At 71.0% G+C, this 12,620-nt stretch carries 11 protein-coding genes; 7 read left to right on the top strand and 4 right to left on the bottom strand.

Translation table 11 applies throughout. The annotated features are described in order from the left end of the window. Window positions 1–6 precede the first annotated feature (6 nt). Both purE and ACQCSZ_RS13710 read right to left on the bottom strand, forming a co-directional pair. Window positions 7–531 (bottom strand): 5-(carboxyamino)imidazole ribonucleotide mutase, encoded by a 525-nt coding sequence (gene purE / locus ACQCSZ_RS13715; protein ID WP_427008338.1) that lies wholly within the window; start codon window positions 529–531, stop codon window positions 7–9. Window positions 532–617: 86 nt separating this feature from the next. Continuing rightward, window positions 618–1,766 carry a 5-(carboxyamino)imidazole ribonucleotide synthase gene (locus ACQCSZ_RS13710; protein ID WP_427008337.1) on the bottom strand — a complete coding sequence of 383 codons (1,149 nt, stop codon included), beginning with the start codon at window positions 1,764–1,766 and terminating at the stop codon, window positions 618–620. Window positions 1,767–2,166: 400 nt separating this feature from the next. Between ACQCSZ_RS13710 and ACQCSZ_RS13705 the strand changes: the two genes are divergently transcribed. After that, window positions 2,167–2,730 (top strand): GtrA family protein, encoded by a 564-nt coding sequence (locus ACQCSZ_RS13705; RefSeq protein WP_427004316.1) that lies wholly within the window; start codon window positions 2,167–2,169, stop codon window positions 2,728–2,730. 142 nt (window positions 2,731–2,872) lie between these two features. Here the strand turns inward: ACQCSZ_RS13705 and ACQCSZ_RS13700 are convergent, their stop codons facing one another. Continuing rightward, window positions 2,873–3,598 (bottom strand): TIGR03089 family protein, encoded by a 726-nt coding sequence (locus ACQCSZ_RS13700; RefSeq protein WP_427004315.1) that lies wholly within the window; start codon window positions 3,596–3,598, stop codon window positions 2,873–2,875. Window positions 3,599–3,950: 352 nt separating this feature from the next. Between ACQCSZ_RS13700 and ACQCSZ_RS13695 the strand changes: the two genes are divergently transcribed. Genes ACQCSZ_RS13695 through ACQCSZ_RS13685 form a run of 3 tightly spaced genes read left to right on the top strand, consistent with a single transcriptional unit; the run spans window position 3,951 to window position 9,599 of the window. Further along, on the top strand, window positions 3,951–4,484 hold the full coding sequence (locus ACQCSZ_RS13695) for a WhiB family transcriptional regulator (RefSeq protein ID WP_211877619.1): 534 nt from the start codon (window positions 3,951–3,953) through the stop codon (window positions 4,482–4,484). A gap of 29 nt (window positions 4,485–4,513) precedes the next feature. Next, window positions 4,514–7,936, top strand: a complete 3,423-nt coding sequence (locus tag ACQCSZ_RS13690) for a glycosyltransferase (protein WP_427004314.1) — start codon at window positions 4,514–4,516, stop codon at window positions 7,934–7,936. Continuing rightward, window positions 7,923–9,599 (top strand): DUF5719 family protein, encoded by a 1,677-nt coding sequence (locus ACQCSZ_RS13685; protein WP_427004313.1) that lies wholly within the window; start codon window positions 7,923–7,925, stop codon window positions 9,597–9,599. The genes ACQCSZ_RS13690 and ACQCSZ_RS13685 overlap by 14 nt, the downstream gene beginning before the upstream one ends. Window positions 9,600–9,605: 6 nt before the next feature. On the opposite strand, the gene ACQCSZ_RS13680 is transcribed toward ACQCSZ_RS13685, so the two are convergent. Further along, on the bottom strand, window positions 9,606–10,133 hold the full coding sequence (locus tag ACQCSZ_RS13680) for a metallopeptidase family protein (RefSeq protein ID WP_427004312.1): 528 nt from the start codon (window positions 10,131–10,133) through the stop codon (window positions 9,606–9,608). Window positions 10,134–10,355: 222 nt separating this feature from the next. On the opposite strand from ACQCSZ_RS13680, the gene ACQCSZ_RS13675 reads away from it, so the two are divergent. From ACQCSZ_RS13675 to ahcY, 3 genes are all read left to right on the top strand, one after another. Next, entirely contained in the window at window positions 10,356–10,745 is a 390-nt protein-coding gene (locus tag ACQCSZ_RS13675) for a DUF3499 domain-containing protein (RefSeq protein ID WP_427004311.1), read from the top strand. Window positions 10,746–10,829: 84 nt separating this feature from the next. Next, window positions 10,830–11,024: a Trm112 family protein gene (locus ACQCSZ_RS13670; RefSeq protein ID WP_211877625.1), complete on the top strand. Its 195-nt coding sequence runs from the start codon at window positions 10,830–10,832 to the stop codon at window positions 11,022–11,024. 42 nt (window positions 11,025–11,066) lie between these two features. Then, window positions 11,067–12,554, top strand: coding sequence for an adenosylhomocysteinase (ahcY, locus tag ACQCSZ_RS13665; RefSeq protein ID WP_427004310.1), 1,488 nt, complete (start codon window positions 11,067–11,069; stop codon window positions 12,552–12,554). Window positions 12,555–12,620 lie beyond the last annotated feature (66 nt).

Raw genomic sequence — 12,620 nt, 5'->3', positions numbered from 1 at the left:
TGATCCTTAACGGCTGCCCCGCGTGGCGGCGTTGTCATCGGAGAAAACTTCGCGCACCTTGTGCCGCAGTGCAGCACCCTTGCGCGCGGCGACGTCGTTGAGTTCCCGGGCAAAGTCCAGCAGCTCGGCCCGGAGCCTGGCCGCGAGGTCGTCGGTTCCGGCGGCAAGCACCCGCACTGCCAGCAGCCCGGCGTTCCGCGCGCCGCCGATGGAGACGGTGGCGACGGGCACGCCGGCGGGCATCTGCACGATGGACAGCAGCGAGTCCATGCCGTCGAGGGTCTTCAGCGGCACGGGCACGCCGATCACCGGCAGCGGGGTGACGGAGGCGAGCATGCCCGGAAGGTGGGCGGCCCCGCCCGCGCCGGCGATGATGACGCGCAGGCCGCGCTCATGTGCGGTCTGCCCGTAGCGGATCATCTCGGTGGGCATCCGGTGGGCGGAGACGACGTCGGCCTCGAAGGGGATGCCGAATTCCGCCAGCGCCTCGGCGGCGGCTTCCATGACGGGCCAGTCCGAGTCCGAGCCCATGACGAGGCCCACGATCGGGGCGGCGCTGTCGGAGTCCGGCCCTGCGGCCTCCTGTCCTGCGGACTCCCCTGCGGGGGTGCTGGTGCTCATGCGGTCTCCTCGGAGGTTCCTGGTGCGGCGACGGAGCGGGCGCGTCCGTTCCGGATGATGTCGGCCACGGTGGTGGCGCGCTGCCGGACGGAGTCGACGTCGGCGGCGGAAGCGCCCACAAGGTTGACATGGCCGATCTTCCGGCCGGGCCGCACGGCCTTGCCGTAGCAGTGGACCTTCGCCGCGGGATCGCTGGCGAGGGCGGCCGGGTAGGCGGAAAACAGGTCCTGGTTGTCCCCGCCCAGGAAGTTCTTCATCACGACGACGGGACCGAGTAGGTCGGTGGCGCCGAGGGGCAGGTTCAGGATGGCGCGCAGGTGCTGCTCAAACTGGCTGGTGACCGAGCCGTCCTGGGTCCAGTGTCCGGTGTTGTGCGGGCGCATGGCGAGCTCGTTGATCAGGAAGCCGGCGCCCACGCCCGGAGTCTCGAACAGTTCCACGGCCATGACGCCGGTCACGCCGAGCTCATTGGCGATCCTGACGGCGGCGTTTTCGGCTGCCGCGGCCACCTCAACGGGGATGTCCAGGGCAGGGGCGATGACTTCGTCGCAGACGCCGTCGACCTGGATGGTGTGCACCACCGGCCACGCCCGGGACTCACCGTCCGGGGTCCGCGCGACCAGGGCAGAGAGTTCGCGGCTGAACTCCACCTTGGCTTCGGCCAGCAGGGGGGACATGGCGTCGAACCACGCCGAGGATTCCGCGGCGTCCTGGGCCGAGGCGACGATCCGCACGCCCTTGCCGTCGTAGCCGCCGCGGGGCATCTTCAGGACCACGGGCCAGCCGGTGTCCTCGCCGAAGGCGATCAGCTCCGATACGTCGGCCACCGGGGCCCACCGCGGGTTGGGCAGCTCCAGCCTGTCGATGGCCGCGCGCATCACCAGCTTGTCCTGGGCATTGACCAGGGCGTCCGGGCCGGGGTGGACGTTGACGCCGGCCTCGAGCAGGGCGCGGAGGTGCTCCGTGGGGACGTGCTCGTGGTCGAAGGTCAGCACGTCCAGGCCGCGGGAGAACTCGAGCAGGTGGGCCAGGTCCGTATGGTCGCCGACCGGCGCGTTGGCCACGGCGGAGACGGCAGAGACGTCGTCAGCCTCGGCAAGGACACGGAGCTCGAAGCCCAGGGCGGTGGCGGCAGGGGCCATCATGCGGGCAAGCTGGCCGCCGCCAACAACACCGATTACAGGAAAAGTCACAAGTCCCAGCCTACCGAAAACCTCGCGGATTCCCGGCTTTTGCCCTGCCCGCCCCCGGAACCGGCGGCCGCGGGAGCGCATCCGGACTGCCCCGGACGGCTCTCGGACTGCCCCGGACGGCCTCGATTTGCCCCGGACAGCTGCCGGAACGCCCGGGACGCCCCGGACGGCCTCGATTTGCCGGAGATGGCCGTTATGCACCCCGCATAGCGGCCATTTGCGTCATCTCGGCGGGGCGGGAGGGCGGGCGCCTCCGGGCGGCTTCCGGGGGTCCCGTGGGCGGGCTCCCGGGAATCGGCGCTAAAATAGTCAATTGGCCCACCGGCCGACAGTTCCAAGGCCACGGAGGGTCATGACTAATTCACTTACTGAACGCATGCGCGGACTTGCCTCGCTTTTCTGGCGGGAAGTGGCCAAGTTCGGCGCCGTCGGCGGCATCGCGTTCATCATTGACAACGGGCTCACCTTTTACCTGATGCACGGACCCATGATCGACAGCAATGCCAAGGCCCGCTTTGTCGGGGCCAGCGTCGCCACCATCTTCTCGTGGATCGCGAACCGCTTCTGGACCTTCCGCCACCGCCGGCAGGACAATGTGGTGCGCGAGTTCCTGATGTTCATCCTCATCAACGGGATCGGTATCGGCATCTCGACCGGGCTGACCGCCGCGGCCCAGTACGGCCTTAACATCACGGACAAAAACGTGGTGTTCCTTGCGGGCGTCTTTGGCATCCTTGTGGCAACGGTGGTGCGGTTCTTCGCCTACCGCTTCCTGGTCTTCAACAAGGAACTCGACGACGAGCCGGAGTTCTCCCACGACCACGAGCTCATCGACCGGCATCCGCATACCCAGCCCGGCGTTACGGTCCCGAAGCAGCCCGTCCCGGATCCGGAACTGCCCGACCTGAAGTCCTAGGCGGCCTGGACAGGGCCCTGCCAGCCCCGCCCGGACGGCCAGGCCCGCCCGGAAGGCGCCAGCCCCGCCCGGACGGCCAGGCCCGCCCGGAAGGCGCCAGCCCCGCCCGGAAGGCCAGCCCAAGTGGTTGGCCTTCCGGCTTTCAGCGGGGTGGCGGCGGCACTGCGTGACCGTGGACGCGTTCGTCGGCGAGCAGTTTTTCGGTCACGTCGACGTCGGGATGCACCAGCACCACCGAACCGCCGCTCTTCCAGGCGCCCAGGGCCTGCGCCAGGGCGCTTTCCAGGCCGTGGCCGGCCGGAACCAGCAGCCGCGGGGCGCCGTCGTGGACTGCCGCGAAGCCGTCCAGGAGTTCCCCGTGGGTGTGCACCGCACCTGCGGCGGTCAGCACCGCGCGCCTGGCTGCCTCCGGGTCCACGTGCGGCATGAAGACGTCGCCGTGCGAGCGCACCTCGGCGGCATAGTCCACGGCGCCGGAGGGCAGCTCGCCCTGCCACCGCATGGCCAGTGCGGGCAGGGCGACCGCGAGGACGGCGTCGAAGCCGCCCTCCGCCGTGCCGGGGCCGGGGTCTGCGGTGGCCAGCAGTTCCGCCGCGGCGTCGTCGAAGACCACCTCCATCCCGAGCTGCCAGGCGGCCAGGGCCAGGATCACCGATTTCCAATGGGCCGGCAGATCCAGCCGCAGGCGGGTTCCCGGCTCGGCGTCGAGTTCGTCCTGGAGCAGGTTGCTCGTCTTCGCCACCCAGTTGTCCAGCACCCGGCCCGAAAGCTCGACGCGTTCGGCGTCCGGTCCGTACCAGGTGAGCCTGGGGGAGGTGGACTGGCCGGAACGCAGGGCCGTCATCAGTTCAATTGCCGGGATGCTCATCCCTTCATCTTGCCACGGCCCCTCCCGGCATGATGTGTGCCACAGGCCCGCCGCAGCGCCTGGGGTCCCGGTGGAGTGCCGCGAGCTAAAATTCCCCGGAAATTCACCGAAAAGACGCCGGAAATGGTCAGTATCCTGATGATTCGGTACCGCCTGTGGCGCGGGGCCGAAAAATTCCCGGGCGTGGCGTGCCCCCGCTTTGTGTCGCCGGTGATTATTATCCCCGGCGCGGCTTGACTCCCGGATACTTACACACGTGTAATTAGTTATCGAAGGCCAAGGCGCATCAACCGGACCACAGTTCAGGGTCCGGGTCTCAGTCAAAGGCTGCAAAATCAGAGAGGGAACGCCAATGGGGCTAGCAGAGCGTATCCATGAAGAGGCCGTCGTTGCTGGGCAGGCCACGGCGAAATACCGTTCACGCGGCGTGCCGACCGACTGGTATGTGGATCCGGCCGATCCGGACGCAGCAGACCGCTACAACGAACACACCAGGGATTCCCTGCAGGAGGCGGCCACCGCCTTCCTTGCGGCGCACGACGAACTGGTGTCCGGGCCGGACGAGGACAACGACCCGCTCGACCCGCCGCTGGAACTCCACGCCGTCAGCACCGCGCAGCCGGTCTGGATCGGCTTGCCTTCCCACCAGGATTTCGACGACGACGGCGAGCTCGGCTGGCAGACCGACGCGCTCTGCGCCCAGACCGACCCGGAGGCCTTCTTCCCCGAAAAGGGCGGCTCGACCCGCGACGCCAAGAGGGTCTGCGGAGCCTGCAACGTGCGTTCACAGTGCCTCGAATATGCCTTGTCCAACGACGAGCGTTTCGGCATCTGGGGCGGCCTCTCCGAGCGCGAGCGCCGACGGCTGAGGAAGCGAGCGATCTAATTCTTCAGGAAGTACGGGTCACCGCCGTCGTGGTCTCCCACGACGGCGGTGACTTTCTCCCCAGGACCCTGGCAGCTCTGGCGGGCCAGACCCGGCCGGCGGATTCATTCATCGGGGTCGATACGGGTTCCCGGGACCACTCGGCCGCCCTCCTCCAGCAGGCATTCGGCACCGCCAACGTCACCGTCTTCGAGGACGCCAGGTCCGGCATGGGCGGCGCCGTCGAGGCCGGCCTGCGCTCCCTGTCGCCTTGGCCGGCGGACAGCAGCGCGCCCGGGGCGCCGGGTCCGGAATGGATCTGGCTGCTGCACGACGACGCCGCACCGGCGCCCGAGGCCCTCGCCGAGCTTCTCCATGCCGTGGAGCGGGCACCGTCCGTCACCGTGGCCGGCTGCAAGCAGTTGGACTGGCACGCCGGGCGGCGGCTGATCGACGTCGGCCTGTCCACGAGCCGCTGGGCCGAGCGCCTGACGCTGATCGACGCCGACGAACTGGACCAGGGGCAGTACGACGGCCGCAGCGACACCTTCGCCGTCAACTCCGCCGGCATGCTGATCCGCCGCGATGTCTGGGAGGATCTCCGGGGCTTCGACCCGGCACTTCCGGGTAGCGGCGACGACATCGACTTCTGCTGGCGCAACCGGCTGGCCGGGCACCGCGTGGTAGTGGTCCCCAGTGCGAAAATGTTCCATGTTTCCCCGCGCCCCCACGCCCTGGGCAACGCGGCGGCGGCGCGCAAGGCCCAGGTCCATCTGCGGCTCAAGCATGCGGCCGGCTGGAAGGTCCCGCTGCACGCTGCCGGCGCGCTCCTGGGGAGCCTGTTCAAACTCGTCCTCAGCATCGCCGTCAAGGATCCGGGCCACGGGTTCTCCCAGCTGCTCGCGACCTTCGCCGCGCTGGGCCGGCCCGCCGCCGTGGTCCGCGGACGGCGCAACGCGGCCCGCACCCGCCGCATCCGGCGTTCCGTTATCCAGGGGCTGCAGACGCCGCGCCGTGAGGTCTGGTCCCACCGGCGCTCCCTGATGGAGGCCCTGGGCGCCGATGACCGAAGCGCGCCGTCCGGGCACGACCCGCTGGCCGAACAGCCCAGCGGAGACTCTGCCGACGACTTCGCCGCCCTGACCACCTCCGAGCGCGGCTGGGCAGGAAGCGGCGCGCTGCTCGCGGTGCTCATCGCCGCGGCAGCCTCCCTCACCGGGCTGCTCAGCCTGTTCCGGGCCGAGGCCGTCTCCGGCGGCGCCCTGGTTCCCGTCTCCGCCAGGCTCGCCGACATCTGGAACCATGCCTCCGGCTGGTGGATCGCCCTCGGCGCCGGCCTGCCGGGCCACGGCGACCCCTTCGGCTACGTCCTCTGGCTCCTGGGCGTGCTCGGCGCCGGCGACGCCAACGGTGCGCTCATCTGGCTCCTGATCCTTGCCATGCCGCTGTCCGCCCTCGGCGCCTGGTTTGCCGCCGGTGCCCTGACGCAGCGGCGCCGGCTCCAGCTGGCCGCCGCCCTCGTCTGGGCCGCCTCGCCGGCCCTGCAGGTGGCGCTCAACCAGGGCCGCCTCGGCGCCCTCCTGGCCCACGTGATGATGCCCCTGCTCGTGCTCGCGCTTCTGCGGGCCACCGGCACGGCCGCGGGCCGCGGCCATTATGCCGTTCCGGCCCCGGGGGAGCGGCGCCTTACCCAGGCCCCTCCCGCTAGGCCCGGCATCAACGGGACGCCCTCGTGGACCGCCGCGGCCGCCGCGGGCCTCGTGCTCGCCGTGGTCACCGCCGCCGCCCCCTCGCTGCTGGTGCCCGCAGTGATCGTGGTGGCACTGTGCGGGGTCCTGCTGGGCCGCCGCGGCCGCACCGTCTGGTGGGCGCTGCTGCCGAGCCTTGCCCTGTTCGTGCCGTTCGTTTTTTCCGTCATCGACCGCCCCCGCGCCGTGCTGGCGGACCCGGGAATGCCGCTGGGCTTTGACGCGGCACCGCTCTGGCAGCAGGCGCTGGGCCAGCCACTGAACTTTGCGGCCGACGGCGGCCTCACCGGACTGGCTGTTTTTGCCGGTTCGACTGCCGGTGCGGCTGCAGGTGCGGCTGCAGGTGCGGCTGCCGGTCCAGTTCCGGCAGTGCCGTGGGCGCTGCTGCTGGCCCTGCTCTGCGGGCTGCCGGTGCTGCTGCTGGCACTTGCCGCCATGTTCCTGCCCGGCCGCCCGGCAGCGGGACGGCCACCCCGGGTGGCACGCTGCCTGTGGGGTGCGGCGCTCCTGATGCTGGCCGGAGGCTGGCTCGCCGGCCACGTCGCCACCGGTGTCGGGACCGATGTCCTGGTCACCCCGTTCACCGGACCGGCCGTGTCCGCCGCGGCGTTTGCGCTGCTGGGAGCCGCCCTGATCGGGGCCGAAGGATTGCTCGACTCGGCCGGACGGGCCGCCGGGGCGGCCCTGGCCCGCAAGGTCCTGATCCGCAGCACGGCCGCCGCCGCCATGGCCCTCCTGTTTGCCGGCCCGCTGGCAGGCCTGACCGTCTGGGCCGCGCAGAACCTGCTGCAGCCCGCCGCGGCATCGTCCGCCGGCACTTCGGCCTCCGCAGCCGGCACAGGCGGCCTCGGCACGCCCCGGCTCGTCCAGCCGGCCAAGGCCCGCACGCTCCCGGCCACCGCCATCGACCGCGGCGACGGGCCGGAACAGTCCAGGACCCTGGTGATCTCCGCCGGCGAAAACGGCAGCTACCAGGGCTCGGTGATGCGGGGAGCCGGCACCACCCTGGACGCACTGTCAACAATCGCCGCGGCCCGCAACATCATGGGCGAGCCGGGGCAGGAGAGGATCCGGGACGATGATGCCGCCGCCGGTTCCGTCCGCAGCATCGTAGCGATGATCGTCGCGGGACAGGGCGTGGACCCGCGCGCTGACCTCGAGCGGCTCGGCGTCGGTTTCGTGGTCCTGCGGGCCTCGGACACCTCCGCCCAGCTGACGGCCAGCCGGATGGACGCCGTCCCGGGGCTGGTCGCCGTCGGCCGGACCGACGTCGGCTGGCTCTGGCGGATCAGCCCGCTGAACCAGCCGGTGATCCAGGCCGCCGACGTCGCACACCGCGTGCGGATCGTCGACGGCGCCGGGGCCGCCATCGGCCTGCTCCCCTCCGAGGCAATCGCGGCCGCAGCCGAGGTGCCGGGCGGCCCCGAGGGCCGGCTGGTGGTCCTCGCCGAGCGCGCCGATCCGGGCTGGAGCGCCTGGCTTGACGGCCGGCGCCTGACCGCCACGACGTCGGGATGGGCGCAGGCGTTCACGCTGCCCGCCGGGGGCGGCAAACTCAGCATCCGCTACGAGGCGCACTGGGCCCTCTGGGCCGGGTTGGCGCAGGCCGTCGTGATCGGCCTGACCATCCTGCTCGCCATTCCCATGCCGGCCCGCCGGCCCAACGCGGGCCTCTCCAGGGACGAAGGCTCCCTGCGTAAGGAACACCAACATGCACGAGGATGAAACCCGGCTGCGCCGGACAGAACCGCCCCGCCGGACAGAACCGCCCCGCCGGACAGAACCGCCCCGCCGGTCAGGATCGCGGCGGCGCGGGACGGCGGCAGGAATCGTCTCCGCCCTGGTCCTCGCCGCCGCCGGCGGCGGACTGGCCTACGCGGCGTCGCTGTCACCCCAGAACCCCGCGAGCAGGCAGCTCGAGGCGCCCCTGGCGGCCGTTCCCGCCGGCAGCAGCACCGGCGTCTGCCCGGGCCCGGCGCGGCTGCTCGAAGGCACCCCCGTGGGCACCGATCCGCAGTTCGGCCCGGAGTCCGCCAGCGCCAAGACCTCGGTGAACGCAATCGTGCTCAGCTCCCGTGCGGGGGTCCTTCCCGGCAGCCGGCTGGCGCCGCTCGCGGGCAGCCCCCTGGTGGAGCTCGCCCCGGCGGCCGCAGCCGCCGTTCCCGCCGCGACCCCCGCCCCCGCGGCGGGGCCGCCGGTGCTGCTGGCGGGCGTGGTGTCCCAGCGCGAGGTCGACGCCGTGAGCGTCCTGCGCGCCGACGCGCAGGAGAACCTGCAGGCGGCAGCCGGCGCCGTGCTGAACTACACCGCCGGCGACGGAGACCTCAGGGGCTCGGCGGCCGCGGCCTGCCAGCAGCCCGCCAACGATCTGTGGCTGGCCGGAGCGAACACGGCCCTGGGCCGCACCGCGGTCCTCAACCTCAGCAATGCCTCCGGCACCCCGGCCACGGTCAGCCTGGATCTCTTCGGCGCCAAGGGCCCGATCCAGGCTCCCGGCAGCCGTGGCCTCCTGGTGGGGCCGGGCAGCACCCGCTCCGTCACCCTGGCGGGGCTGGCTCCGGGACAGGAACGGCTCAGCGTCCGGGTGCGCAGCGCCGGCGGGCCGGTGGCGGCCGTCATCCAGCAAAGCGTGCTCCGCGGACTCACGCCGGGAGGCGTCGATTTCATCGCCCCGGGCACGGCCCCGGCCACCCGCCAGGTGATCACCGGCGTCGACATCCAGGACCCGGCCGGCCTCGCGGCCCTGACCGCCAAGCCCGGCTTCGCCGATGCCGGACCGGCCCTGCAGCTCACCGTGCCCGGACCGGCCGACGCCGTCGTGGAAATCAAGCTGTACGGCCGCGACGGCCGGAAGGCTCTTCCGGGCGGCGGCGCGGTCACGGCAAAGTCCGGTGCCGTCACGGAAGTTTCGCTGGCCGGCGTGCCGGCCGGCCCGTATACCGTCTCCGCAAGCTCGGATGTCTCCTTCACCGCCGCCGCGCGCGTCACCAGGGGGCTCAAGTCCGAGGACGCGGCCGACGTCGCGTTCTCGCCCGCCGCCGCCAGGCTCGGCAGCCAGCACGTGATTCCGGTGCCCCGGACGGGGGACCGGTACCTGGTGTTCGGGGCACCGGACGGCAGGGCCAGGATCTCCTATACGCCGGTCACCGCGGACGGGAAGGTCCGGACCGGGGCCGCCGCGGACATCGCCGGCGGCACGACGGCATCGATCAAGGTCCCCGCCGAGGTGGAGGGGTCACCGCTCGTGGGCTACCTCGTGTCCGCCGCGGGCGAGGCCGCGTACGGCGCCGTGCTGCTGGAGCACGACGGCCGGCAGGATATTTCAACCATCGCCGTCGCCCCCGGCGCCACGGGCCAGGAACAGGTCCCGGTCACGCTCGGATATTAGGGCACATCAGTACCGGCGGCGGTAGACCGGATCCAGTGTTTCGGGCGGCACGCCGAGCATCTCGGCCGTGTGCTCCACGACGACGTCGTGCACCAGGTCCTGGAGTTCCTCCCGGCTGCCGCACACCTGTTCAACCACCCGGCGGTACAAGGTGATGACCGGGCCTTCCTCCGGCATGGCGGGCGTGTGCGCGCCCATCGGCGCGGGGGTGCGGTCCGCGACAAGCGTCTCCAGGCCCGGGGGGATTTCCTCCACGGCAAAGCGGACGCCATCCAGGGTCTTGCCCCAGATGTCCTGCAGCCGCTGGGCGGAGTCCAGGACCAGGTCGTCGAAGATATCGGAGCGGGTCCGGTAGCCGGGCAGGGTGGGCAGCATGAGTTCGCCGCGCAGTCCCCGGCCATGCCTGTTCCTGCGGCGTTGCCGGAAACTCTTCCCCTTGAGGGCCTGCCCTGGGGCGGAACCGGCGGCGGCGCGTCCGGCATCGGGGTCAGCCAACCGGACCGTGAAACCTGGATCTGGGTGCGATGACTGCATATCTTGACTCTAAACCCGGCGGATGATTTTCGCGATACGGTCCGGGCTGCGACCCGCCGTCGAACGGCCGTCGAACGGCCGTCGAACGCCCGCCGGCAGGGTCACGGCCTGTCCGCGCCGCGGCGGCCGGACTGGATCCCCGCGCCGGATCCCTGTACCGGATCCCCGTACCGGCGTTTCAATGCGCCGTTCCGGCGGGCGGGGGGAGTAGTCTCTGATGTCGTGGGTGCAATTCGTCTCTGTTCAAGGTCAGCCTGCCGCAATTCAGCGGTAGCCACTTTGACGTACGTCTACGCCGACTCCACCGCCGTCCTGGGGCCCCTGGCAACGTACGCCGAGCCGCACTGCTACGACTTGTGCGGGCAGCATGCCGACTCCCTGACCGTCCCCCGCGGCTGGGAGGTGATGCGCCTGGCGATGCCGGCAACCCCGGCAGGTCCCGGTCCCGACGACCTGCTCGCCCTCGCCCACGCCGTCCGTGAGGCGGCCGCCCGTCCCGCAGCCGCGGAGCCGGCCAAGGGGCAGCGCACCCTGCACCCGGCGCTCGAGGCCCCGGCCGTTGCCGAGGGCACCCGCCGGGGGCACCTGCGCGTCCTGCGCGAGCCCTCCTGAGCCGAGAACTGGCGGTAGGCTGGGAACTGCAAAATCCGTAAAGCCACCGGCGCCTGTCGCGGCGCCCACCAGGGAGCGTCCACCATGCCCAAGCTCAGCCCCGAACTGTTGTCTGTCCTGCGATGCCCCGTCACCGGATCGCCGCTGGTGCAGGACGGCGATGAACTCGTCACCACCTCCGCCGATGAGTCCGGGCAGAAGCTGCGCTACCGGATCGAGGACGGCATCCCCCTGCTGCTGCCGCGGCACGACGCCGCGCCCCTTCCCGCTTCCGACTAGGCACCCCACCGAGCTACCAGCCGGCTACTACAAAGGATTCACATGACTTTCGATTACAAGATCGCGGACCTCTCCCTGGCCGAGGCGGGCCGCCACCAGATCCGCCTCGCCGAGCACGAGATGCCGGGACTCATGTCCCTGCGCGAGGAGTTCGGCGCCAGCCAGCCGCTGAAGGGCGCACGCATCGCCGGGTCCCTGCACATGACGGTCCAGACCGCGGTGCTGATCGAAACCCTCACTGCGCTTGGCGCCGAGGTCCGCTGGGCTTCCTGCAACATCTTCTCCACCCAGGACGAGGCCGCGGCGGCCGTCGTCGTCGGCGCCGGAACGGTCGAAGACCCGCAGGGTGTGCCCGTGTTCGCCTGGAAGGGCGAGACGCTCGAGGAGTACTGGTGGACGGCGCAGCAGATCCTGTCCTGGCCGGGCGCCGACGCCAACCCGGACCTCGGCCCGAACATGATCCTGGACGACGGCGGCGACGCCACCATGCTGGTGCACAAGGGCGTCGAATTCGAGGCCCTCGGCGCCGTCCCGGCCGCTGCTGCGGACGAGTCCGAGGAAGGCCGCATCTTCCTGGACGTGCTGCGCGCGTCCCTGCAGGCCGATCCGCAGAAGTGGACCCGCGTCGGCTCCCGGCTGCTCGGCGTCACCGAGGAAACCACCACGGGTGTGCACCGCCTCTACCAGCTGGCGGAGCAGGGCAGGCTTTTGTTCCCGGCGATCAACGTCAACGACTCGGTCACCAAGAGCAAGTTCGACAACAAGTACGGCATCCGCCACTCCCTGCCGGACGGCATCAACCGCGCCACGGACGTCCTGATGGGCGGCAAGGTCGCCGTCGTCTGCGGCTACGGCGACGTCGGCAAGGGCGCCGCCGAGGCGTTCCGCGGCCAGGGCTCCCGCGTGATCGTCACCGAAATCGACCCCATCTGCGCGCTCCAGGCGGCCATGGACGGCTACCAGGTCGCGAAGCTGGAATCCGTCCTCAGCGAGGGCCACATCTTCATCACCACCACGGGCAACAAGGACGTCATCATGGCCGAGCACATGGCCGGCATGCGGGACAAGGCCATCGTGGGCAACATCGGGCACTTCGACAACGAGATCGACATGGCCGGACTGGCCCGGATCCCCGGCATCACGAAGGTCGAGATCAAGCCCCAGGTGCACGAGTGGGTCTTCGCCGCCGACCCCGCCACGGGAGAGGGCAGCCGCTCCATCATCGTGCTCTCCGAGGGCCGCCTGCTGAACCTGGGCAACGCCACCGGCCACCCCTCCTTCGTGATGAGCAACTCCTTCGCCAACCAGACCATCGCCCAGATCGAGCTGTTCACCAAGCGGGACCAGCCCGAGGGCGAGCGCGAGTACCAGAACCAGGTCTACGTGCTGCCGAAGATCCTGGACGAGAAGGTCGCGCGCCTGCACCTTGACGCCCTCGGCGTGGAGCTGACCGAGCTGTCCAAGGACCAGGCCGGGTACCTGGACCTGGACGTCGCCGGCCCGTACAAGCCGTCGCACTACCGCTACTAAGAGGTAGGCGCCGCACGCTTCACGACGCGCGGCAGCGCCCTGGAACAACGCTCGGGTTACAAAGAA

The sequence above is a fragment of the Pseudarthrobacter sp. H2 genome (assembly GCF_050157045.1).
Lineage (GTDB): Bacteria > Actinomycetota > Actinomycetes > Actinomycetales > Micrococcaceae > Arthrobacter.
The sequence above is the reverse complement of the archived record's forward strand: the minus strand, read 5'-3'. Positions and strand labels throughout refer to the sequence as shown.